Source organism: Nitratireductor sp. PBL-C9, assembly GCF_050877045.1.
Taxonomy (GTDB): Bacteria; Pseudomonadota; Alphaproteobacteria; order Rhizobiales; family Rhizobiaceae; genus Nitratireductor; species Nitratireductor aquimarinus.
The window spans coordinates 60,171-82,382 of the sequence record NZ_JBPAXW010000009.1 but is presented as its reverse complement, the minus strand read 5'-3'; the positions used below and the strand labels follow the sequence as shown (position 1 = coordinate 82,382).

18 protein-coding genes and 1 riboswitch are annotated in these 22,212 nt (G+C 62.6%); of the genes, 8 read left to right on the top strand and 10 right to left on the bottom strand.

The features are described from left to right. The first annotated feature begins 79 nt into the window (after window positions 1-79). Window positions 80-241: riboswitch (TPP riboswitch) on the top strand. A 37-nt stretch (window positions 242-278) separates the two neighbouring features. The 4 genes from thiB to ACRTG1_RS18485 all read left to right on the top strand — a co-directional run bounded on the left by thiB (window position 279) and on the right by ACRTG1_RS18485 (window position 5,322). Beyond that, on the top strand, window positions 279-1,283 hold the full coding sequence (thiB, locus tag ACRTG1_RS18500; protein ID WP_432516804.1) for a thiamine ABC transporter substrate binding subunit: 1,005 nt from the start codon (window positions 279-281) through the stop codon (window positions 1,281-1,283). A gap of 38 nt (window positions 1,284-1,321) precedes the next feature. Then, a complete protein-coding gene (thiP, locus tag ACRTG1_RS18495; RefSeq protein ID WP_432516803.1) occupies window positions 1,322-2,920 on the top strand; it encodes a thiamine/thiamine pyrophosphate ABC transporter permease in 1,599 nt (532 codons plus the stop codon). After that, window positions 2,917-3,678: a thiamine ABC transporter ATP-binding protein gene (gene thiQ / locus ACRTG1_RS18490; RefSeq protein ID WP_432516802.1), complete on the top strand. Its 762-nt coding sequence runs from the start codon at window positions 2,917-2,919 to the stop codon at window positions 3,676-3,678. Before thiP ends, thiQ begins: the two co-directional genes overlap by 4 nt. Before the next feature lie 156 nt (window positions 3,679-3,834). Further along, window positions 3,835-5,322 (top strand): M48 family metalloprotease, encoded by a 1,488-nt coding sequence (locus ACRTG1_RS18485; RefSeq protein WP_206548415.1) that lies wholly within the window; start codon window positions 3,835-3,837, stop codon window positions 5,320-5,322. 26 nt (window positions 5,323-5,348) lie between these two features. On the opposite strand, the gene ACRTG1_RS18480 is transcribed toward ACRTG1_RS18485, so the two are convergent. The 7 genes from ACRTG1_RS18480 to ACRTG1_RS18450 form a co-directional block, all read right to left on the bottom strand. Next, entirely contained in the window at window positions 5,349-6,206 is an 858-nt protein-coding gene (locus ACRTG1_RS18480) for an RNA polymerase factor sigma-32 (protein ID WP_113156050.1), read from the bottom strand. A 435-nt stretch (window positions 6,207-6,641) separates the two neighbouring features. Then, complete coding sequence (locus ACRTG1_RS18475) at window positions 6,642-7,217, bottom strand: CarD family transcriptional regulator (RefSeq protein WP_113153289.1); 576 nt, start codon at window positions 7,215-7,217, stop codon at window positions 6,642-6,644. 484 nt (window positions 7,218-7,701) lie between these two features. After that, complete coding sequence (fdxA, locus tag ACRTG1_RS18470; protein WP_113153290.1) at window positions 7,702-8,040, bottom strand: ferredoxin FdxA; 339 nt, start codon at window positions 8,038-8,040, stop codon at window positions 7,702-7,704. Between the two features lie 139 nt (window positions 8,041-8,179). Beyond that, entirely contained in the window at window positions 8,180-8,569 is a 390-nt protein-coding gene (locus tag ACRTG1_RS18465; RefSeq protein ID WP_113153291.1) for an RNA-binding S4 domain-containing protein, read from the bottom strand. A gap of 9 nt (window positions 8,570-8,578) precedes the next feature. Next, entirely contained in the window at window positions 8,579-11,605 is a 3,027-nt protein-coding gene (locus ACRTG1_RS18460; RefSeq protein WP_113153292.1) for a helicase-related protein, read from the bottom strand. 666 nt (window positions 11,606-12,271) lie between these two features. Beyond that, window positions 12,272-12,991: an acetoacetyl-CoA reductase gene (gene phbB / locus ACRTG1_RS18455; protein ID WP_113153293.1), complete on the bottom strand. Its 720-nt coding sequence runs from the start codon at window positions 12,989-12,991 to the stop codon at window positions 12,272-12,274. A 106-nt stretch (window positions 12,992-13,097) separates the two neighbouring features. Further along, the gene (locus ACRTG1_RS18450) at window positions 13,098-14,282 is read right to left on the bottom strand and encodes an acetyl-CoA C-acetyltransferase (RefSeq protein WP_432516801.1); all 1,185 of its coding nucleotides are present in this window, start codon (window positions 14,280-14,282) and stop codon (window positions 13,098-13,100) included. A 382-nt stretch (window positions 14,283-14,664) separates the two neighbouring features. Here ACRTG1_RS18450 and phaR point away from each other — a divergent pair, with 382 nt between their 5' ends. Beyond that, window positions 14,665-15,276 carry a polyhydroxyalkanoate synthesis repressor PhaR gene (gene phaR, locus ACRTG1_RS18445; RefSeq protein ID WP_113153295.1) on the top strand — a complete coding sequence of 204 codons (612 nt, stop codon included), beginning with the start codon at window positions 14,665-14,667 and terminating at the stop codon, window positions 15,274-15,276. Window positions 15,277-15,318: 42 nt separating this feature from the next. Next, window positions 15,319-15,741, top strand: a complete 423-nt coding sequence (locus tag ACRTG1_RS18440) for an ACT domain-containing protein (RefSeq protein WP_206546102.1) — start codon at window positions 15,319-15,321, stop codon at window positions 15,739-15,741. 57 nt (window positions 15,742-15,798) lie between these two features. Here the strand turns inward: ACRTG1_RS18440 and rpmF are convergent, their stop codons facing one another. Further along, entirely contained in the window at window positions 15,799-15,981 is a 183-nt protein-coding gene (rpmF, locus tag ACRTG1_RS18435; protein ID WP_007007560.1) for a 50S ribosomal protein L32, read from the bottom strand. A 153-nt stretch (window positions 15,982-16,134) separates the two neighbouring features. Beyond that, window positions 16,135-16,911: a monofunctional biosynthetic peptidoglycan transglycosylase gene (gene mtgA / locus ACRTG1_RS18430; protein ID WP_394374071.1), complete on the bottom strand. Its 777-nt coding sequence runs from the start codon at window positions 16,909-16,911 to the stop codon at window positions 16,135-16,137. 129 nt (window positions 16,912-17,040) lie between these two features. Here mtgA and ACRTG1_RS18425 point away from each other — a divergent pair, with 129 nt between their 5' ends. Both ACRTG1_RS18425 and ACRTG1_RS18420 read left to right on the top strand, forming a co-directional pair. Continuing rightward, a complete protein-coding gene (locus ACRTG1_RS18425) occupies window positions 17,041-17,961 on the top strand; it encodes a polyprenyl synthetase family protein (protein WP_390906827.1) in 921 nt (306 codons plus the stop codon). A gap of 271 nt (window positions 17,962-18,232) precedes the next feature. Further along, window positions 18,233-20,707: a response regulator gene (locus ACRTG1_RS18420; protein ID WP_432516800.1), complete on the top strand. Its 2,475-nt coding sequence runs from the start codon at window positions 18,233-18,235 to the stop codon at window positions 20,705-20,707. 66 nt (window positions 20,708-20,773) lie between these two features. Here the strand turns inward: ACRTG1_RS18420 and ispG are convergent, their stop codons facing one another. Beyond that, window positions 20,774-22,021 (bottom strand): flavodoxin-dependent (E)-4-hydroxy-3-methylbut-2-enyl-diphosphate synthase, encoded by a 1,248-nt coding sequence (gene ispG / locus ACRTG1_RS18415; RefSeq protein WP_206546234.1) that lies wholly within the window; start codon window positions 22,019-22,021, stop codon window positions 20,774-20,776. Window positions 22,022-22,212 lie beyond the last annotated feature (191 nt).

Sequence of the window (22,212 nt, the reverse complement as noted above, 5' to 3'; positions counted from 1 at the left end):
TCATGCCGGCGGGCAAGCGCCAACGGCGTTCGCGCCATTCCGCCTCTTGCGCCGGCCCCTGCCGCGCCCTATTTTCCCGGTCGCTCTAACGGGGTGCCGGCGGATTGCCGGCTGAGAGGCCCAGTGGTTGAAACGGATGCAGCTTTTCCCTGAACAAAGGAAAGCCGCATCAGTGGAACCCGGCCAACCCGCTGAACCTGATCCGGTTTGCACCGGCGGAGGGATTAGACGCTTTTCGCACAGCGCCTCATTCCCCAACCAAACGAGAGGAGGCGCAGATGCGCGCGACCACCCTGCTTTCCACCATAGCGCTTGGCACGCTGGCCATGGCCGGCCATGCGGCGGCCGAAGACAAGCTCACCGTCTACACCTATGAGAGCTTCACCTCCGACTGGGGCCCCGGCCCGGCGGTGGAGAAGGCGTTCGAAGCGGAATGCGGCTGCGACGTGGATTTCGTTTCCGTGGCCGATGGCGTGGCGCTTCTGAACCGCGTGAAGCTCGAAGGCAAATCGACCAAGGCCGACATCGTGCTCGGTCTCGACAACAACCTCGTGCACGAGGCCCGCGAGACCGGCCTGTTTGCGCCGCATGGCGTCGACATGGGCAGGGTGAACGTGCCGGGCGGCTTCGAGGACGACACGTTCGTTCCGTTCGACTACGGCTATTTCGCCTTTGTCTATGACACCGAGGCCATCGAGACCCCGCCGGCAAGCCTGAAGGAGCTGGTGGAGAGCGACAGCAATCTGAAGATCGCCATTCAGGACCCGCGCACCTCCACGCCGGGCCTCGGACTGCTGCTCTGGATGAAGGCCGTCTATGGCGACGACACAGCGGACGCCTGGGGCAAACTGCAGGACAAGGTGCTGACGGTGACGCCGGGCTGGAGCGAGGCCTATGGCCTGTTCACCAGCGGCGAAGCGCCGATGGTGCTGTCCTACACCACCTCGCCCGCCTATCACCAGATTGCCGAAGATTCCGAGCGCTACAAGGCGGCGGGCTTTGAAGAAGGGCATTATCTTCAGGTGGAAGTGGCCGCACAGACCGTGAAGGGCGCGGAAAACCCGCTGGCGCAGAAATTCCTCGCCTTCATGACCGGTCCCGGCTTTCAGGACGCGATTCCCGAAACCAACTGGATGTTCCCGGCCGGCGAGACATCGGAGCCGCTCAACCCGGTGTTCGACACTCTGGTGAAGCCGGGCGAGACGCTCGAATTCTCATCGAAAGAGGTGGCGGAAAACCGCAAGGCCTGGGTCGATGAGTGGCTTTCGGTGATGAGCCGCTGACCGTTTCGCGCGCGCCCGACATGGAAAGACGCCCCCTGATGGACAGGCGTATCGCAGCGGGACGGCTTGCGCTGGCCGCTGTCGGCCTGCTGATCGGCGGGGCCTTTGCGGGCCTTGCCGTGGAGGCCCTGCAACAGGGTACGGGCGCGTTTGCAGCTTTCGACGCCTATCTGCTGCGGATCGCCCGCTTCACGCTCTGGCAGGCGCTGTTATCGACGCTTTTATCAGTCGTGCCGGCGATCCTTCTGGCGCGCGCGCTGGCGCGCCATCCCGCATTTGTGGGGCGCGCCTTCATTCTGCGCCTGTTTGCCGTGCCGCTTGCGCTCCCCGCCATTGTGGCGGCGCTCGGCATTCTGGCGCTTCTGGGAAGAGCGGGGATTTTCGCGCCTTTCCTGTCCGTGCTCTTCAATGAGCACTGGCCCGGCATTTACGGGCTTTCGGGCATTCTGGTCGCCCATGTCTTCTTCAATCTGCCGCTGGCCACGCGCCTGTTCCTGAACGCGCTGGAAAGCGTGCCCGCCGACCAGTGGCGTCTTGCGGCCCAGCTCGGCATGGGCGCGCGCGCCTCGTTCCGGTTTCTCGAATGGCCGGCCATGCGCGCGGCCCTTCCCGGCATTGCCGGCCTCGTCTTCATGCTGTGCGTGACCTCGTTTACCATCGTCCTGCTGCTTGGCGGCGGACCCCGCGCGACAACGCTGGAAGTGGCGATCTATCAGGCGCTGCGGTTCGACTTCGATCCGGCCCGCGCGCTGGTGCTGACGCTGGTGCAGCTGGTGCTGGCCGGCGGCGTTGTTCTGGCGTTAAGCCGGCTCGGCGCGTCGCTCAGCGGCGATGCCAACCTGCCCGTCGCACCGCGCCGCATTGTCTGGCACACGCCATTGGAGACGGTTCTCAACACCGTCATCATCGTCGCGGGGCTGCTCTTCGTCGCCGGACCGATGGCCGCGACCGTGATCGCCGGTCTGAAGGCGGATCTGGCGCGGCTTGCCACCGAGAGCGCGGTGTTCTCGGCCACAACAACCAGCCTGCTTTTCGCCAGCCTCTCCGCGCTTTTATGTCTGGTTCTCTCGCTGGCGCTGGTGGCGGCACGCCGGGCGCTCGAAATGAAGCGCGGCGCGCTGCCTGCGGGCCTGCTTGAACGCGCCACCGACAGCGGGGCGGCGATGGTGCTCATCATTCCGCCGCTGGTGATCGGTGCCGGCTGGTTCATTCTGCTGCGGCATGTGGGCGATGTGTTCGCCTTTGCACCGGCGATGGTCGTCACCGTCAACGCGGTGATGGCGATGCCGTTTGCAATCCGCGCAATCCGCCCGGCCTATGACGCTGCCAGCGCCCGCCATGAGCGGCTCTGCCTGTCGCTGGGGATCACTGGCTGGACACGACTACGCCTCGTCGACTGGCCGGCGCTGCGCCGCCCTGCCGCGACCGCGCTCGCCTTCGCCGCCGCTCTTTCGCTCGGCGACCTCGGCGTGATCGCGCTGTTCGGCTCCGATCAGGTGCAGACGCTGCCCTATCTTCTGTTGCAGCGCATGGGCAGCTATCGCACGGCGGATGCCGCAGGCATTGCCCTTTTTCTGGGGCTTCTTTGTCTGGCATTGATGTTCGTGGCCGACCGTCTCGGCAAGGAGAAGACATGACCAAGGCTGACGCCGCACACGGCGCGGGGATCACACTCGAAAAGCTGCGCTTTGCCTATCCGGGCGGGAGCGAAATGGCGTTCGACCTGACCATCTCCCCGTCCGACATCGTCGCCGTGATGGGCCCGAGCGGCTCTGGCAAATCGACGCTTCTCAGCCTGATCGCCGGCTTCGAGACACCGACCTCCGGCCGCATCATGATCGACGGAAAGGATGTTTCCGGGCTGACGCCGCATCGCCGGCCCGTCTCCATGGTGTTTCAGGAAAACAATCTCTTCGCGCACCTCACGGTCGCACAGAATGTGGGGCTGGGGCGCTCGCCTGCGCTGAAGCTGACGGAGGAAGACCGCGCGGCGGTCTCCGATGCGCTTGCCAGAACCGGGCTTGCCGGCAAGGAAGACCGGCTGCCACGGGCGCTTTCGGGCGGTGAACGCCAGCGGGTGGCGCTGGCGCGTGTTTTAATCCGCAAGCGTCCGGTGCTCCTGATGGACGAACCCTTCGCCTCGCTCGGACCGGCGCTGCGCGACGAGATGCTGGACCTGATCCGCGCCCTGCATGCGGAACAGCACATGACGGTGCTGATGGCAACGCATGACCCGCGCGACGCGGAACGGCTTTGCAGGACGATGATCTTTGTTGAAGAGGGGCAGGTCGCCGCGACCGGCACAACCGCAGCGTTCATCGCCGGCGATGCCTCAGAAGCCTTCAATCGCTACATAGGCGCACGGCGGGAAATAAATTACTCTACAACAAATTGATTCCACTGTTGCAGCTTATGCGCTAGACCGTGGCTCGGACGGGACATCACGCCATGTTGAGGGAACCAAGTGCGTGACTTGGGCATTAATGACGGTCATGCTTTGGACAAAATCAACCGGAAGGACACGACCCTGTCCAATGAAGCGCCCGCTACCATGAATTTCCAGCCATCAGCGCGAGCCATACCGCGCAAAGCCATTCTCGCCGTAGCGCTCACAGTCCTCCTGTCGGGCTGCCAGATGGTACCCACGGACACGGGCAGCTTCATGCCGTCGTCGAACCCGGTCACGGTCGATTCGGTGACGCGCGGCAACCGTCTTGCACGGCTTGCACGCCAGCAGCATCCCCGCATTCTGCAGACCTATGGCGGCGAATACTCCGATCCGAAGCTGGAGCGCATGGTCGCCAAGGTGGTGGGGTCTCTGACGCTGGATGAGCAGAACACCGGCGCGGCCTACACGGTCACCATTCTGAATTCGCCCAACGTCAACGCATTCGCGCTGCCGGGCGGCTATCTCTATGTCACGCGCGGCCTCCTGGCGCTCGCCAATGATTCGGCTGAGCTTGCAGCGGTCATCGCGCATGAAATGGCGCACGTCACAGCCAATCACGGCATCGAGCGGCAGAAGCTCGAAGCGCAGGAAAAGTTCGCCTCGAAAGTGGTGAGCGAGGTGATCGACGGGCGCGATCAGGCGGCGCAGGCAGCGCTGGTACGCGGCAAGTTGAGGCTCGCGCAGTTCTCGCGCAATCAGGAGCTGGAAGCGGACCGTCTGGGCATCCGCACCACAACCCATGCGGGCTATGATGCGTTTGCGGCTGCGCGCTTCCTGCAGGCCATGGACGCCTATCAGGGCTTCCGCAGTGTGAGCGGCGCGACCGACGCCAGCCTCGACTTCCTGGCCAGTCACCCCAATGCGCCACGGCGCATCGAACTCGCGCAGCGCCATGCGCGCGAGATGCAGCAGCCGGACGCCGCAGGCAAGCGCGACCGCGATTCCTTCCTCGCCGGCATTGACGGCATGATCTACGGGGATTCGCCGGAAGAGGGCTATGTGCGCGGGCGCGACTTCCTGCATCCGGGTCTGGGCGTCGCCTTCCAGGTGCCCGAAGGCTTCATCATCGACAATTCCACCAAGGCGGTGACGGCTGTCGGGCCGGACGACATCGCGGTGCGCTTCGACGGGGCGACGGTGCCCCAGCGCACTTCGCTGACGGATTATCTGACGAGCGGCTGGGTTGCGGGTCTGGAGCCCGAAACCATCCGCACGTTCACGATCAATGGATATCCGGCAGCCAAGGGACGCGCGAGCGCCGATGGCTGGCAGTTCGACGTGACGGTGATCCGCTCCGGTGGGCAGGTTTACCGCCTGCTGACGGCAGCGCCTGCGACGAGCAACGATCTGGAACGGGTTGCCAATTCCGTCGGGCAGAGCTTCCGCATTCTCAATCAGGCGGAGCGCGCTGCGCTCAAGCCGCTGCGCGTGCGTGTCGTGACGGTTCAGCCGGGAGAAACGCTCGGTTCGCTGGCATCGCAGATGCGCGGTGTGGACCGCAAGGTGGAGCTTTTCCGGCTCCTCAACGCACTTGGCCCCGGCGCAACGCCGTCGGCCGGGAGCAAGGTCAAGATCGTCACTGATCGCTAAATTACGGCTGGCGCAAGGCCAGCCGTTCAGGCCGTGCTGCCGGACAGCGCGGGATGCTCGCGCGTGAGCACCGTGCGCAGTTTTTCCATGGCCCGCGTCTCGATCTGCCGCACACGCTCCTTGGAGATGCCCAGCGCCGAACCGAGCGCTTCAAGCGTTGCGCCATCTTCTGCCAGACGCCGCTCGCGGATGATCTTCAGCTCGCGCCTGTCCAGAACATCGAGTGCGTCGGTCAGCCAGAGCGCCCGCCGTTCCTCATCGATCATGTGTTCGACCGTCTCGTCGACCGGGGCCTCATCGGAGGGCAGGAAATCCATGCGCTCGGCTGAAGCCTCGCCTTCATCCCGCACCGGCGCGTTAAGCGACAGATCCGGGCCGGAAAGCCGCGCGTCCATCATCGCCACATCCGCAGGCGAAACGCCGAGAAGCTTGGCCGCTTCCTGATGAATTTCGCTGGGTGAGCCCATGCTTTTCTGCAATTTGGCCCTCAGCCGGCGGTATTTGAAAAACAGCGACTTCTGCGCTGAACTCGTGCCGCCACGCACGATGGACCAGTTGCGCAGGACATAATCCTGCATCGAGGCGCGTATCCACCAGGTGGCATAGGTGGAGAAGCGCACACCCCGCTCCGGGTCGAACCGGGCCGCCGCTTCCAGAAGGCCGATATGCCCCTCCTGAATGAGGTCGGCAGCGGGCAATCCGAAATTCCTGAAGCGCGACGCCATGGCAATGACAAGCCGCATATGCGCCACTGTTAAATGATGAAGCGCCTGCTGGTCCTGCTTCTTGTGCCAGCGCTGTGCGAGGTCCTGCTCTTCCTCCAGCGCCAGATAAGGCGCCTTCATGGCCTTTTCGATGAGTTTGCGTTCCGCCCGGTCTTGCATGATGCTCTCCCGCGTTTCTGGATCGCCACGCGTCCGTCCGGACGCATAAAGGACGATCCAAACCATTGATGGAGCATCGGATGATCCGAAAACCGGTTCCCACTTTTCGGTCCGATGCTCTGGCTTGGCCCCTTTCTTAAGGAGAGGATTCCAAGCCGGTCAGCCCATACGCACAGGCCCAATTGCCGATGCGCGGTTACACGTGTCAGAGCGCCCTGACGCGGCATCTGCTGGTGCAGAAACACGCCAATGACGGACATCCCGGGACCCCGACCAGGCTTTGCAAAAAGCGGTGATCTCGACCGAAGAAACGAGACATCACCTAGAGTAACGAGTCGCAGACGAAAAAAGTTCCAGCCGATTACAGTTTAGTAGCCGGCAATAAAAAACCCGGCTGAAACAGCCGGGTTTTTCAAAACAGATGAGGTGGGAAGCTTATGCAGCTTCTTCCTTCTCTTCGGCTTCCTCATTGTCGGCCTTCGCACCGCGGCGCGGGCCCTTGTTGAGGTTGGTCTCGATCAGGCGGACAGCCTCCGTCTCCGACATGCGGTTGACGGCTGCGATCTCGCGCGCCATGCGGTCGAGCGCGGCTTCATAAAGCTGACGCTCCGAATAGGACTGCTCCGGCTGGTTGTCGGCGCGGTAAAGGTCACGCACGACTTCCGAGATGGAGATCAGGTCGCCCGAGTTGATCTTCGCATCGTATTCCTGCGCGCGGCGCGACCACATGGTGCGCTTCACGCGGGCACGGCCCTGAACGACCTTGAGTGCGCGATCAACATAATCGGTTTCGGAAAGCTTGCGCATGCCGATGGACGTCGCCTTGGCGACCGGCACCTTGAGGCGCATCTTGTCTTTCTCGAAATCGATGACGAACAATTCCAGCTTGTGACCGGCGACTTCCTGCTCTTCGATCGTAACGATCTGGCCGACGCCATGCGCCGGGTAAACGATGTATTCGCCAGTCTTGAAACCCTGGCGCTGCGCCGATTTTTTCTGCTGGGTGGTCATCCGCCTAACACTCCTGTTCTAAAGGGGTATGTGAGCAACGCCTCGCCTCGGCGATGCCCCGTACCCAAAAACGCCTGCCGGCTTGTCGTGTGCATGAAAGAGTTCAAGCTCCGGAAGATGGTGACTGCGCCTGCACCGAAGGCCCGCCACGCAAACCAAAACATCCTGACCCAGATTGCCCTGGCCTGGATTTGGAGCCCCACCTTTCAGTGATTAGTGTGTGTGCGCCATAATTAGACGTGTTGTCACCGGCATGATTTTGTGAAGCTACCACAAAAAGCCGAAAGAATCAAGATTTTGCCGCATGTGCGAATATGTCGCCGCAGTTTCCTGCGCGACCGCCCCATCTATTCGCATTATGTCCCACGTCAAATTGTGGGCTCAGAGCACCGGACCGAAAAGTGGAATTCGGGTTTCGGGCTAATCCGATGCTCCGTCAATCATCAAGATCGTCGTTTGTGCGCCCCGATGGGCGCGCGGCGATCTAGTCTCCCTCACCGGGTTCCGGCGAGAAGTACTGCTCCAGCTTGTTTTCGACGCCGTCGAATTCCTTGGCGTCTGCCGGAGGCTCTTTCTTAGCGGTGATATTGGGCCATTTTTCGGCATACTCGGAATTGAGCTGAAGCCAGTTGTCCAGACCCGGCTCGGTGTCGGGCTTGATGGCTTCGGCCGGGCATTCCGGTTCGCAGACACCGCAATCGATGCACTCATCCGGGTGGATGACGAGCATGTTTTCGCCTTCGTAGAAACAGTCCACCGGGCAGACTTCTATACAGTCCATGTACTTGCACTTGATGCAATTGTCGGTGACGATATAGGTCATGGGTGTTCTCGGCTGACAGCTTCTTAAAATGTCGAGTGGTGAGGTAGCCCCTTTAAACGGCGGTTGCAAGGCCCGTTGTTGCGCGGCAATCGTCGCAGGCGGAATCCCATTCCAATCTCAAACGGCGCAAACATCGCCATCACGGGTCGTCACGCCAGCGATCAAGCGCGCGGCGTTCCTTCTTGGTGGGACGCCCTGCCCCGGCGTCGCGCCGTGGCGCCGACGCCTTGACGACAGCGTCCCTGGGTGGCGCCGGCGGGGTCAGATCCTCGTAGAGCGTGCGGGCTTCCTCTGCCGGGCCGCGCCGCGCCCCCGGAGCCAGAACCCGATAGACGAGCACCTGCCGCTCAAGGGAAATGGTGAGCACGTCGCCCACCTTGATCTGGTAGGCGGCCTGCTCGATCTTGTTGCGATTGACCCGCACACGGCCCGCCTGAGCGAGCTTTGCGGCAAGCGAGCGGGATTTCACCACCCGTGCGAAGAACAGCCACTTGTCGATACGCTGGCGTTCCAGGACCGTGCCGCTCATCGCATGTCGCTACTTCTTCAGCTGATCCTTGAGGGCAGCGAGCTTGGCGAAGGGCGAATCGGGATCGATGCGCGCCGGACGCTCTTCGCGCGGACGGCCTGCGCCACCCTTGCGCTTGAAGCCCTGCTTGTCGCCATCCTTGCTGCGGTTAGGCTTGCCGCGATGCGGTGCGCCTTCGCGCTCCTGACGGCCACCACGTCCCTGCTGACGCTGATTGTTGCCCTTGCCGCCGCCCTGACGCTTGCGACCGTCGAAACGGGCCTGACGCCAGATCATGACGGGCTTGGGCTCTTCCTCTTCGTCAGCGGCCTTTTCAGCCGGTGCCTCAGCAGCAGCCGGCGTCTCAACTTCCGGCTTGGCATCAGCTTCCGGCTTCGCCTCGGCTTCGGGCTTCGCTTCCTCGGCTGGCGCTTCAGCTTCAGCAGGCTTCTCTGCATCGGCGGGCGCGTCGTCCGTCTTCGCGGCGGCTTCGGCTTCGGCCTCGGCGGGAGCGGCAGCATCGGCAGCCTGGGCCGGTGCAGCAGCCTTCTCGGCAGCAGCGTCGTCCAGCGACTTCAGATGCGTTGCAACCTCTTCGGCCGGCTTCGCCTCGCCGCGGTAGCCCAGCCCCTTGAGGATGGCTTCCATATCATCGGCGGTCGCGCCGAGAATGGACATCATGGCCGGCGTGACCACAAAGGCCGCGCCATCATAACCGCCCTCGGGACGTGCGCCGGAACCCGGCTTCCACGAAAGTGCGGGACGGATCAGGTCGGCAAGGCGCTCGAGAATATCGACACGCACGGCGCGGCGACCCAGATTGCGATAGCCGGCAAGGCCATAGAATGCCTTTTCAAAAGCCGGATCGGACACGATGGAGGTGCGGCCGGCGGCAAGCGCATTGACCACATCGCCATAGCCCGGCTTGTCCTTGGCATCGTTCTTGAGCGCCCAGAGCAGGGTGAGAAGGCCGGCAGGCGCAGGCTTGATCAGCGCCGGCACGAAAATGTGGTAAGCGCCAAAGCGCACGCCGAGGCGACGCAGCGAAGCGCGGGCGTCCTGATCGAGCGCACGCACATCCTCTGCCACGGTGCGGCGGTTCAGAAGGCCGAAGCTCTCGACAACCTGAAACGCGATCCCGCGCGCCATGCCCGAAAGGCTCTCGGCATCGCGCAGATCGACCAGCGGCTTCAGAAGCGATTCGATCTGATAGTTCACGAAACGCTCGGCGCGGGCGGCGACCTTGTCGCGCGCCGGGCCGGTCAGCTGCTCGTCGGCCAGAAGCACGACGCGCGGGCGCAGCGCTTCCTCACCGGAAACCAGCGTCGCCACCGGTTGGCCGAGCCAGCGCAGAAGGCCCTCGGAATCCAGCGCCAGATCGCCATTGCCGGAAGCGGCAAAGCGGTCTGCCCGCGTTTCGAATTCGGCAGCGAGTGCTTTCTGGGCGGCAGCCTTGACGGCGCGCGCGTCCTCACCTTCCGCAGAGCGGTCGGCGGTGAAACGGAACCCTAGCATCTCACCAACGTGATGCCCCTCGACAAGGACTTCGCCAACGGGGCTGATTTCTGCTTCCGGCATTGCATTCTCTCTCAGGCGCTTCATGAGCACGGATGTCCTGCGGTCCACAAAGCGTTTCGTCAATCGCTCATGCAACGCATCGGACAAACTGTCCTCTATCTCTCGTGTTTTTTCTTGCCAGTGTGTCGCATCGGCCAGCCATCCAGGCCGGTGCGAGACAAATGTCCATGTTCTGATCTGCGCAATACGCTGCGACAGTGTGTCGATGTCCCCCTCGGTGGACGAGGCGCGCTGAACCTGCTCAGCCATGTAGTCTTCATCGACATGGCCCGTTCGCGCCAGATCAGAAAAGACTGCACCAACAATTTCTGCGTGGTGGGCCGGTGCGATGCGCCGGTAGTCCGGCAGCGCACAGGCGTCCCACAGGAGGGCCACACGCTCGCGGGCGTCGGCCAGCGCACGCACATCCCCGTCACGCGACAGGAATTCGAGCACCTTGGCGTCGGCAGCGGGCAGAGCGCGGGTAAGACCTTCCACGGGGGGCGTAACGTCGAGCGAGGCTTTGAGCGCATCGACGCTGGAGAAATCAAACGCGGCGGAGCGCCATTGCAGCACTTTCACCGGGTCGAAATCATGCGCCTCGATGCGGTGAACGAGTTCATCGGAAAGGGGATCGACCTGGCCGGTGACGCCAAACGTGCCGTCACGCAGGTGACGGCCGGCGCGGCCGGCGATCTGCCCGAGCTCCGCAGGGTTGAGGTCGCGATACTGGAAACCGTCGAATTTGCGGTTCTGCGCGAAGGCGACATGATCGACATCGAGGTTCAGGCCCATGCCGATGGCGTCGGTCGCCACGAGATAGTCCACATCACCCGACTGGTAGAGGGCTACCTGCGCGTTGCGCGTGCGCGGGCTGAGCGCGCCAAGCACGACAGCCACCCCGCCGCGCTGGCGGCGGATCAGCTCGCCAATGGCGTAAACCTCGTCCGACGAGAAGGCCACGATGGCCGAGCGGCGCGGCAGGCGCGTGATCTTGCGCGAACCGGCATAGCTGAGCACCGACATGCGCGGACGGGTGATGACGGAGAGGCCCGGCAGCAGCTTTTCAAGAATGCCGCGCATGGTGCCCGCGCCCAGAAGCAGCGTTTCCTGACGGCCGCGCAGATGCAGAATGCGGTCGGTGAAGATGTGGCCGCGCTCCAGATCGGCGGCGAGCTGCACCTCATCGATCGCCACGAAGGCGGCGTCGGTCTCGCGCGGCATGGCCTCGACCGTGCACACCGAATAGCGCGCGCCGGGCGGCGAGATTTTTTCTTCGCCGGTGACAAGCGCGACATTCTGCTCGCCGACCTTGGCGACGACGCGGGAATAGACTTCGCGCGCAAGCAGCCGCAGCGGCAGGCCAATCACGCCCGTGCCATGCGCAACCATGCGCTCAATGGCCAGGTGCGTCTTGCCGGTATTTGTTGGCCCGAGGATGGCCGTTACGTCACGACCCGACAACACTCTCGGCTTGGCATTCTGTTTTTGGAAATTCATAGGGCCTGAAAAGCCGTCTACCTCAGCGAAAAAAGGCGAGCACACGGGTTAGCATGCTTTGCATGCGCATTCCAAGGCAAGACTGCCGCTCCACCGACAAAGACTGCCAAAAATGACCCAAACCGTTTCCGGCCATTAAGATTTGGAACGAGTCTGGAACGAATCGGCTACGAATCACTGACCTGCGTTGTTTCCCGTTTTGTTCACCACAAGATAGAGTATGACGCAACGTAAAGACACCCAAATGCTGAATCGGGCATGTTCCGCAAAGCCGGAAAACGCGTGGCGCGCGTTAAGGATTTGCGCGGGAAGCGCGACGGGCCTGCCAGGCAACGGTGCAAGCATAAGATTTTGTTAGGATTTTTTGCGAAGCCGTTAACGGGTTACGGCCCCGCCATGCCGCATGGCGTTAACACTTCGACCAAACCCGGAACGAATCGGCTACGAATCACTGATATCCGGATGTTCCTGCTACGTTCACCGCAACATCTGGTGGTTTCCACCGGTTCCGGGCAGACAGCGCACAGTTTATCCACAAACGCAGCCGCGCAGCCTGAATGCCGCGTTAACGAAGCTGTTTCAAATTGATACGCATTTTAACGAAACAGGGCGCTGCGGGTTACCCACAGCGCCCCGAAAAATGAATGCACAGGACGTGGCTTTTCGTCAGATGAAGTACTGACCGCCATTGACAGTGAGCGTGGAGCCCGTGACGAAGCCCGCATCGTCGGAGGCCAGGAACAGCACGGAACGGGCGATTTCAGACGCCTCGCCGAGACGCCCCACCGGGATCTGCGAAATGATCTTCTCGCGCACCACTTCCGGCACCGCCATCACCATGTCGGTGGCGATGTAGCCGGGGCAGACCGCATTGACCGTCACGTTGAAGCGCGCGCCTTCCTGCGCCAGCGCCTTGGTGAAGCCAATCTCTCCCGCCTTGGCGGCGGAATAGTTGGTCTGGCCCATCTGGCCCTTCTGACCATTGATGGACGAAATGCTGATGATGCGGCCGAACTTGCGCGAGCGCATGCCGGCGAAGACCTGATGGGTCATGTTGAAGACGCCGTTCAGGTTCACATCCACCACGGCACGCCAGTCTTCTGGCGTCATCTTGTGAAACATCACGTCCCGCGTGATGCCGGCATTGTTGACCAGAACGTCAACCGGCCCGAGATCGGCCTCGACCCGGCCCACACCGTCCGCACAGGCGTCGTAATCGGCAATCGACCATTTGTAGGAGGCTATGCCCGTTTCTTCGGTAAAGCGCGCGGCAGCCTCATCGTTGCCAGCATAATTGGCCGCGACCTGATAGCCCGCCTCTTTCAGAGCCATCGCTATCGCCGCGCCGATGCCGCGTGTTCCACCCGTAACAAGTGCCGTTTTCATGCAGTTCGTCTCCCTCAGGTGAGTGTTCCCCGCCGCCTTCGCCCTGTTGAGACCGGGCGATAATCCGGCTGGCGCACGGCACAAACGCCGCGCGCCAGCTCAAAGCCTACAACGCTTCCACGCACATGGCGACGCCCATGCCGCCACCGATGCAAAGCGTGGCCAGTCCCTTCTTCGCGCCACGGCGGCGCATCTCGAAGGCCAGCGTGTTGAAAATGCGGGTACCCGAAGCGCCAATCGGATGGCCGATCGCGATGGCGCCGCCATTCACGTTCACGATATCCGGGTTCCAGCCCATGTCCCTGTTGACCGCACAGGCCTGTGCGGCGAAGGCTTCGTTGGCCTCGACCAGATCGAGATCCTCGGCCTTCCAGCCGGCTTTCTCCAGCGCGCGGCGCGATGCCGGGATCGGCCCCGTGCCCATGATTGCCGGATCGACGCCAGCCGTCGCCCAGGAGGCGATCCGCACCAGCGGCGTCAGACCACGGCGCTGGGCTTCGCTCTCGCGCATCAGCACCACGGCGGCCGCACCGTCATTGATGCCCGACGCATTGGCGGCAGTGACCGTGCCCTCCTTGTCGAAGGCCGGACGCAGCTTCTGCATGCCCTCGATGGTCACGCCATGACGGATGTACTCATCGTCCGAGACCACGGTTTCGCCCTTGCGGCTCTTCACGGTGACCGGGACGATTTCATCCTTGAAGCGCCCGGCCTTCTGGGCGGCCTCGGCCTTGTTCTGCGAAGCGAGCGCAAAAGCGTCCTGCTCGTCACGGGTGATCTGGAACTTGCGGGCAACGTTTTCTGCGGTGATGCCCATGTGGTAGCCGTTAAAGGCATCCCACAGACCATCGCGGATCATCGTGTCGATCATGGCATAATCGCCCATCTTCACGCCGGCGCGCAGATAGGCGCAATGGGTGGAGAGCGTCATGGATTCCTGACCGCCGGCAACAATGATGTCGGCATCGCCGCAGGCGATCTGCTGCATGCCGATGGCGATGGTGCGCAGGCCCGAACCGCAGACCTGGTTGAGCCCCCAGGCGGTGGCTTCTTCCGGCAGACCGGCGGCGACAGCCGCCTGGCGCGCGGGGTTCTGTCCCTGGCCGGCCGTGAGCACCTGACCGAGAATCACCTCGTTCACCTCTTCCGGCGCGACGCCGGCGCGCGAAAGCGCCTCGCGAATGGCGGTTGCACCAAGCTCATGCGCTGGCACGGTGGCGAAGGAACCGTTGAACGAGCCGACCGGGGTGCGGGCGGCGCTGGCAACGACAATGGCTTCGGCTGACGACATGAAAGGCTCTCCCTTGGAAAATTGCATACACGTGCAAATGTGCAGCCCTTGTGACGGACTGCTCTCATTCACATTTGTTGCGGCTAATCAGGGGCGAGTCAAACGGTTGTGTGCAGCGCAACAAAGCTTGCGCACCGCCGAACAGGAGCGCCGCGCTCTTCGCCACTGCGAAAAGCGCTTTCATTCAATGGGATTTTGCGCATATCCTGACACCGGCAAATGCAGGGGGTGCGCGCCGACGGCCCCGGCAACGGGGCGGTGGAACGGCGCAGTGGCGTCTTGCAAAGCCCTCAGTCCTTGAATCCAAGGCATCGAAAACCGGACGACGCAGGAGACGTCCGGGCGCGATGCCACAGACAACCGTGCTACGGGGAGGTCAGTAATGCCAGCCAAGGACGACCCGATCGTCATCAAGAAATACGCCAATCGCCGCCTCTACAACACGGGCACCAGCACCTATGTGACCCTGGAAGACCTGGCCGAGATGGTAAAGCGCGACGAGAATTTCGTCGTGCAGGACGCCAAATCCGGCGAAGACATCACCCATGCGGTCCTGACCCAGATCATTTTCGAGCTGGAGAACGACCGCAACGGGCAGAACATGCTGCCGATCTCGTTTCTGCGTCAGCTCATCGCCTTTTACGGCGACCAGATGCAGATGGTCGTGCCGAGCTTCCTCGAACAATCCATGATGGCCTTCTCCAAGGAGCAGGAACGCATGCGCGAGCAGATGGACAAAGCGTTCGGCGGATCATCCATGGACATGATGGGCATGTCGGCCCCGATGAAGATGGTCGAGGAGCAGACCCGCCGCAACATCGAGATGTTCCAGAACGCCATGCGCATGTTCGCGCCCACGCCCCCTGCCCCAAATCAGGGCGCAGCGCGCGAAGACAATGCCGGCGAAGAGGCACCGCGCTCCGACGATTTGAAGGAGTTACGTGAGCAGATCGCCGACATGCAGCGCAAGATCAACTCCCTGGGCGGTTCCTGACCGCCCTTCCCCGGAGCAAACACAGACTGAAGCGCCAGAGACATGCCCCGGACCGTTCGTGATACGCAGGCCATGCTGGCAGGAATGACGCCCGTTCTTACGACGGGCGTTTTCGTTTTCTGCTGCGTGGAGCGGGACCGCGCCGCAACGCTTTATGCGGAAGCGGAAGGTGTTTTTCAGGAAGAGGAAGGCACGACGCTCGTGCTGCCGCTGGCGCGCGCAGAAACGCTTGGTTTCGACACGCAGATGCCGATGCGCCGGATCGTCCTTGAAGTCTATTCCGCGCTCGACGGCGTGGGGCTGACGGCCGGTGTGGCGACGGCGCTGGCGGATGAAGCCATCCCCTGCAACGTGGTCGCCGCCTACCATCACGATCATGTCTTCGTGCCGGAAGAGATGGCCGAGAAGGCACTTTCGATCCTGCAGGCGCTGCAGCGACGGGCAAAAGCCGGCAAGGACATCTGAAACAAAAAAAGACCGGTCAATGACCGGTCTTTTTTGCATCCAGAGGAGGAAAGGCGCTTATGCGTCCTTCGGCTCCAGAACCTGGCGACCGCGGTACATGCCGGTCTTCAGGTCGATGTGATGGGGACGACGCAGTTCGCCCGAATTCTTGTCTTCGACATAGGTCGGCGCCTTGATGGCGTCGGCCGAGCGGCGCATGCCGCGCTTCGAAGGCGTCGTTTTCCTTTTTGGTACAGCCATGGTCCTGCTCCGCTAATCGGTCAAAGGCCGTTGCGGCCCCTTCAATCCAGAGGCCCAGCATTTCGGCCGGGAATTGGAAGTCGGCGTGCCTATACACGTCCAAAGAGGTTTTGGCCAGTGGGGCGCATCGCTTTTTTCAACGAAAGCGCATGATCAGGGCTTCAAACACCCCACATACCCGCCGGCCTTGCGCGCACGCTGTTCAATCTTCGCGGCAAGCCGGTTCAACCCGCTTGAGGGTTTGGCCGGATTGCGCTCCAGCGGATTGGGCAGCGTGACCGCAAGAAGCGCCGCCTGCCGGCGCGAAAGCTGCGATGCCGGGCGACCGAAGTAATGCTGCGCGGCGGCTTCAGCGCCGTAGATGTTCGGCCCCCATTCAACGATGTTGAGATAGATCTCCATGATCCGCCGTTTCGGCAGCACCAGATCCAGATAGATCGCCAGCGGCAGTTCCAACCCCTTGCGCACGAAGGAGCGGCCCTGCCAGAGATAGAGGTTCTTCACCGTCTGCATGGGGATGGTGGATGCGCCCCGCGTCTTCTCGCCCGAAAGCGCGTCGTTGATGACGAGGTTGAGCGCAGCCCAGTCGATGCCATCATGGGCGCAGAACTGACCGTCTTCCGACATCATCACCGAATGCGGGACCAGATCCCCCATTTCTTCGAGAGACTTCCAGTCGCGGTCATAGCCGGTGAAGGTGACCAGATCGCGCATCATCAATGTCGATATGGGGTGTACCACCGGCACACGATAGAGAAGCGTCAGAAGCGCGGGAATGAGCGCCAGCACCACAAGAACGAGCAGAACACGCCGGGCAAACCAGCCGAGCCACGCCCGACCGCCTGCGCGCCGCCCGGCCGCCCTGCGACCGCGGCGCCCGCCACGCCTGTTCGTCGTCCTTTTCTCCGGGTCGACTGTGGGGCCGCTCAAACCTGTTTTTCCCTCAGTGTGACGTTACGCCTCAAAACCAGCCTTTCGCATAGCCGCCAGGGGCTTTCGGCGCAATGGCGCAAACAAACGGACTTGACCCGGACGCCCTTTGACGGCATCGCTCCCGGCATGGACGAGACGATGACACTGCCGTTTGAAGTGAAACTTGCCGCTGGCGCGGATATGGTGGAAGGCGAACTGCGCCGACTGCTCGACACGCGACCGCTGGAAGGCGAACTTTACCGCCCCGACCGCCTTTTGAAAGCCATGCGCCACGGCGTTCTGAATGGCGGCAAACGGCTGCGGCCGTTCCTCGTGCTCGAGACGGCAGCGCTGTTTGAGGCGACGGACGACACGGCTGCGCTGCGCGTTGCGGCAGCGCTCGAGTGCATCCATTGCTATTCTCTGGTCCATGACGATTTGCCGGCAATGGACGATGACGACCTGCGCCGCGGCAAGCCGACCGTTCACCGCGCGTTTGACGAGGCAGCAGCCATTCTCGCCGGCGACAGTCTCCTGACCTATGCGTTCGACATTGTGAGCGCGCCTGAAACGGCGCTGCCCGCTGAAGCCAAGATCACGCTGGTCAACAGGCTCGCCCGCGCTTCGGGCATGGGCGGCATGGCCGGTGGTCAGGCGCTGGATCTGGCCGCAGAGGGCAGCAGCCTCAGCGAAGACGAAATTCTGCGGCTTCAGGCGATGAAGACGGGCGCGCTGATCCGCTTTGCCTGCGAGGCGGGCGCCGTGATCGGCAGCGCACAGGACGCGGACATCGAACGCCTCGGCGAATTCGGCGCGGCCATCGGGCTCGCCTTCCAGCTTGCCGACGATCTGCTCGACCTGACGGCCAGCAGCGAAGCGATGGGCAAGGCAACCGGCAAGGACGCCGCCGCCGGCAAGGCGACGCTTGCGAGCCTTCACGGGATCGACTGGACACGCCAGCAGCTCAGGGGGCTTGTTGCCCAGGCCGAGGATATTCTGGAGCCTTTCGGCGAACGCGCAGACACGCTGAAACAGGCCGCGCGTTTCGTCGCCGAACGCCAGAGCTAAACCAGGTTCAACCCGTTTTTTCTTTTTTACGCCCGCGCGCTCTGCGCCGGGTTGTGCTCTTTTGCGCGCGTTTCTTGGCTCAGGCACATCTTAACCGGAGACAAGAGACCACGCATTGCCGGGCCTGAACTGCATCTTTTCTTTCTAAACACGCTTCTCTTTGCTTGTGTTGAGCATCAGCAGAATGAAAAACACATCTTTTTAGCGTTAATCGGGCATTAATCCAGATGCTCAATTCTTACGGGAATTGGGGGACGTCTTGGGAAGAGTAATGCCTACAGTAGCTACACAGCAGTATATGCGTGCGCGCCTCATTGTCGTGCTGGTGGGGTTTGTGATGGCAGTCATGGCCGGAACGGGGATCCTGCTATGGCAAACGCAGGCCACGAAGAACCAGGTGCGTTTCAGTGCATTCATCAGCCACATGGCCGATGTGACCAATGACGTGATCCACAATGCGCTGCGCCTCGAACAGGCAGAGCTTCGCCCGCAGAACAGCGCCCAGGCGGACCTCACCCATGACGAACTGGAATACGCGCTCGATCAGCTCAGCGACGCCTATGAGGCGCTGGACTTCGCCATCAGCGGCGAAGTGACTACGATGGAGAGCCAGCGCCTGACCTATCGGCAGGTCGGCGGAACAACAGTGGCGCCGGTGCTGCAGAGCGGATCGCTCGCCACCGACATTACCGGCCACGCGGTGCCGGAAACCGTCAGGCGCATCTGGCTTGGCGAAGATGGCGACAAGGCGCTGCGCACACAGATCCGCGATGTCATCTCGCAGGCAAACCGGCTGGAAGTCTTCAACGACTATCAGAACGCCACCGCCCAGCGCGTGTTCAGGGAGCTGCAGGCGCTCGCCAACACACAGGTGCGCCCGGAACTGAAACGCATCTCCGACATGCTCAACGCGCAGATGATCGAAAGCCACGGGACGCTGCAGCTGGGCCTGATCGGCGTCGCCATCGCGATGATCGCAGCGAGCCTTCTTCTGGCGATGCGCATCTTCGTGCCGATGATGTATCGCATTTCGCGTGCGCATCAGGAGCTGCACAGCGCCAATATCTCGCTGGCGGCGGAGAAGATCAAAGCGCAGTCCGCAGACCGCACCAAGTCTGAATTCCTGGCCAATATGAGCCATGAAATCCGCACGCCGATGAATGGCGTTATGGGCATGGCCGAACTGCTCGCGCGCACCGAACTGGACAAGCGGCAGAGCATGTTCGTCGACGTGATCGTCAAGTCGGGCACGGCGCTGCTGACCATCATCAATGACATTCTCGACTTCTCCAAGATCGACGCCGGCCAGCTCCAGCTCGATGAGTCGTCCTTCCGGCTGGGCGAAGCCATCGAAGACGTGGCGGCGCTCGTGTCCTCGCAGGTATCGGAGAAGGATCTGGAACTGATCGTGCGCGTGGACCCGGAGCTGCCGAGCTCCTTCATGGGTGATGCGGGGCGTTTCCGGCAGGTCGTGACCAATCTCGTCGGCAATGCGGTGAAGTTCACCGAGCGCGGCCATGTTCTGATCGACGTTTCCGGGCGCATCGAGGGCGACATCACGAAAGTGTCCGTGCGCGTCGAGGACACCGGCATCGGCATTCCGCAGGACAAGCTCGATGCGGTTTTTGAGAAATTCGCGCAGGTGGACACCTCCTCCACCCGTCGCCATGAGGGAACAGGCCTCGGTCTGGCCATCGCCACGCGGCTTGTCGAACTGATGGGCGGCGCGATGACGGCCACCAGCGAAGTGGGCAAGGGCTCGGTGTTCTCCTTCGTCGTACCACTGACCGTCGACCGCACGGAAGCCCCGCAGGCGACCGCGCCGGTGGACGTTTCGGGTGCGCGCGTCTTTGTCATCGACGACAACCCGATCAACCGCGAGATCCTGCAGGAACAGCTGAAGAGCTGGGACTTTGAGTGCGCCGCAGCCGAGAGCGGCGCGGTGGGGCTCGCCTTCCTGCAGCATTCCGCCAAGCTCGACGCCCGCGTCGACTGCGTGATCCTCGATTACCAGATGCCCGACATGAACGGCGCGGATGTCGCCAAGATGATCAAGGCGGACCCGGCGCTTGCGGACATTCCGCTGGTGCTTCTGACATCCGTCGACCAGAACGATACGGCGCGGCTGGTGAATGAGTGCGGGATCGCCGCGCATCTGAACAAACCCACCCGCTCCTCCATGCTGCTGGAAACGCTCGTCTCGGTGATGCAACGCAGCCGTGCGGCAAAGGCGAGCCCGGCGGAACCGGCTGCACCCGAACCGGAAGTCAGGGTTCCGGCCAAGCCGATCCAGATCCACGCCTCCTCGCCCATCGAACGCGGGCTCTCAAGCTCACGCAGCGCGAATGGCGCGCTGGATGTGCTGGTGGCGGAGGACAATGAGGTCAACCAGCTGGTGTTCAGCCAGGTTCTGGACGGGCTCGGCCTAAAGTACCGGATTGCCGGCAATGGCAAGACGGCCGCCGAGATGCACCGCGCGCTGAAGCCTTCCATCATTCTGATGGATGTCTCCATGCCCGAGATGAACGGCTACGAAGCCACGGCCGCGATCCGCGAGCTGGAAGCCATCACCGGCGACCGTACGCCGATCATCGGCATCACGGCACATGCGCTCAAGGGCGACCGGGAGAAGTGCCTCGAAGCCGGCATGGACGATTATCTGCCCAAACCGATCTCCCCGCAGAAACTGGCGGACAAGATCACCCACTGGCGCAGTTGCGAGCAGAAGCTGGCTGCAACGGCCTGAGGGCAGGCCGAAAAGCAAAGGGCGCACCCGGTACGGCGTGCGCCCTCAAGATGTTCTTTGATGGGGTTATTCGGCGTCGTTGCGCGCGCCGAAACGCTGCTCGATATAGGCCCCGACCATCTGCTCGAATTCCTCGGCGATGGCTTCGCCGCGCAGCGTTGCAGCCTTCTTGCCGTCGATGAAGACGGGGGCAGCCGGCGTTTCACCGGTTCCCGGCAGCGAAATGCCGATATCGGCATGTTTGGATTCGCCCGGCCCGTTGACGATGCAGCCCATGACCGCAACCTTGAGCGCTTCCACGCCCGGATATTTCTTGCGCCAGACCGGCATGTTCTTGCGCAGATCGCCCTCGATCTTCTGGGCGAGCTCCTGGAACACGGTCGACGTGGTGCGGCCGCAGCCGGGACATGCGGCAACCACCGGCAGAAACTGGCGGAAGCCCATGGTCTGCAGAAGCTCCTGCGCCACCTGCACCTCGCGGGTGCGGTCGCCGCCGGGCTCCGGCGTGAGCGAAATGCGGATCGTGTCGCCAATGCCCTGCTGAAGCAGAATGCCCATGGCGGCAGACGAGGCGACGATGCCCTTGGTGCCCATGCCCGCCTCGGTGAGGCCGAGATGCAGCGCATGGTTGGAACGGCGGGCCAGCTCCGTGTAGACGGCGATCAGGTCCTGCACCTGGCTGACCTTTGCCGACAGGATGATGCGGTCGCGGCCAAGCCCGATCTCTTCCGCCAGCTCGGCGGAAAGCAGCGCCGACTGCACGATGGCCTCGCGCGTCACCTCCTGCGCCGTCATCGGCGCACCGCGCTCCTGGTTCTCATCCATCAGGCGCGTGAGCAACTCCTGATCGAGCGAGCCCCAGTTGACGCCGATGCGCACCGGCTTGTCGTATTTGATCGCCATTTCGATGATGGCGGCGAACTGCCGGTCCTTCTTGTCCTTGAAGCCGACATTGCCCGGATTGATGCGATATTTCGCAAGCGCTTCCGCGCAGGACGGGTGATCGGCAAGAAGCTTGTGGCCGATGTAATGGAAGTCACCGACGATCGGCACGAAAATGCCGACGCGCTCAAGCCGCTCGCGGATGCGCGGAACGGCGGCGGCCGCCTCGTCGCGGTCAACCGTTATGCGCACCATTTCGGAGCCTGCGCGATGAAGCGCGGCCACCTGCGCGACCGTGCGATCCACGTCGGCAGTGTCCGTGTTGGTCATGGACTGCACGACCACCGGCGCATCACCACCGACGATCACATTGCCCACAGCAACGCCAACCGCATCACGCCGCGGAAAGGGCGAAGAAAAATAGCCGCTCATAGATTTGCTGGCCGTGAATGTTCCGGTCATGGGGGAACTGTCCCGTTTTCAGCCGTGTCGCGCTTGAGGTGGCCGACAGCGGCCGGAATGTCAATGGCGCGAACGCCCATTTGCAGCGATCAGCCTGCTTGACAGCACCGGCGCCCATCGCTTTGCTGCGTCGCAACATAACGTCTTGCGATACAAAGGGC

Excerpts from the sequence above, each read along its gene's own strand:
- ispG (WP_206546234.1), bottom strand. The coding sequence starts at position 22,021 with ATGAGCGGCTATTTTTCTTCGCCCTTTCCGCGGCGTGATGCGGTTGGC.
- rpmF (WP_007007560.1), bottom strand. The coding sequence starts at position 15,981 with ATGGCTGTACCAAAAAGGAAAACGACGCCTTCGAAGCGCGGCATGCGC.
- ACRTG1_RS18485 (WP_206548415.1), top strand. The coding sequence starts at position 3,835 with ATGAATTTCCAGCCATCAGCGCGAGCCATACCGCGCAAAGCCATTCTC.
- phaR (WP_113153295.1), top strand. The coding sequence starts at position 14,665 with ATGCCAGCCAAGGACGACCCGATCGTCATCAAGAAATACGCCAATCGC.
- ACRTG1_RS18450 (WP_432516801.1), bottom strand. The coding sequence starts at position 14,282 with ATGTCGTCAGCCGAAGCCATTGTCGTTGCCAGCGCCGCCCGCACCCCG.
- ACRTG1_RS18440 (WP_206546102.1), top strand. The coding sequence starts at position 15,319 with ATGCCCCGGACCGTTCGTGATACGCAGGCCATGCTGGCAGGAATGACG.
- thiP (WP_432516803.1), top strand. The coding sequence starts at position 1,322 with ATGGACAGGCGTATCGCAGCGGGACGGCTTGCGCTGGCCGCTGTCGGC.
- phbB (WP_113153293.1), bottom strand. The coding sequence starts at position 12,991 with ATGAAAACGGCACTTGTTACGGGTGGAACACGCGGCATCGGCGCGGCG.
- ACRTG1_RS18480 (WP_113156050.1), bottom strand. The coding sequence starts at position 6,206 with ATGCAAGACCGGGCGGAACGCAAACTCATCGAAAAGGCCATGAAGGCG.
- fdxA (WP_113153290.1), bottom strand. The coding sequence starts at position 8,040 with ATGACCTATATCGTCACCGACAATTGCATCAAGTGCAAGTACATGGAC.
- ACRTG1_RS18475 (WP_113153289.1), bottom strand. The coding sequence starts at position 7,217 with ATGACCACCCAGCAGAAAAAATCGGCGCAGCGCCAGGGTTTCAAGACT.
- thiB (WP_432516804.1), top strand. The coding sequence starts at position 279 with ATGCGCGCGACCACCCTGCTTTCCACCATAGCGCTTGGCACGCTGGCC.
- ACRTG1_RS18465 (WP_113153291.1), bottom strand. The coding sequence starts at position 8,569 with ATGAGCGGCACGGTCCTGGAACGCCAGCGTATCGACAAGTGGCTGTTC.
- ACRTG1_RS18425 (WP_390906827.1), top strand. The coding sequence starts at position 17,041 with ATGGACGAGACGATGACACTGCCGTTTGAAGTGAAACTTGCCGCTGGC.
- thiQ (WP_432516802.1), top strand. The coding sequence starts at position 2,917 with ATGACCAAGGCTGACGCCGCACACGGCGCGGGGATCACACTCGAAAAG.
- ACRTG1_RS18460 (WP_113153292.1), bottom strand. The coding sequence starts at position 11,605 with ATGAATTTCCAAAAACAGAATGCCAAGCCGAGAGTGTTGTCGGGTCGT.
- ACRTG1_RS18420 (WP_432516800.1), top strand. The coding sequence starts at position 18,233 with ATGCCTACAGTAGCTACACAGCAGTATATGCGTGCGCGCCTCATTGTC.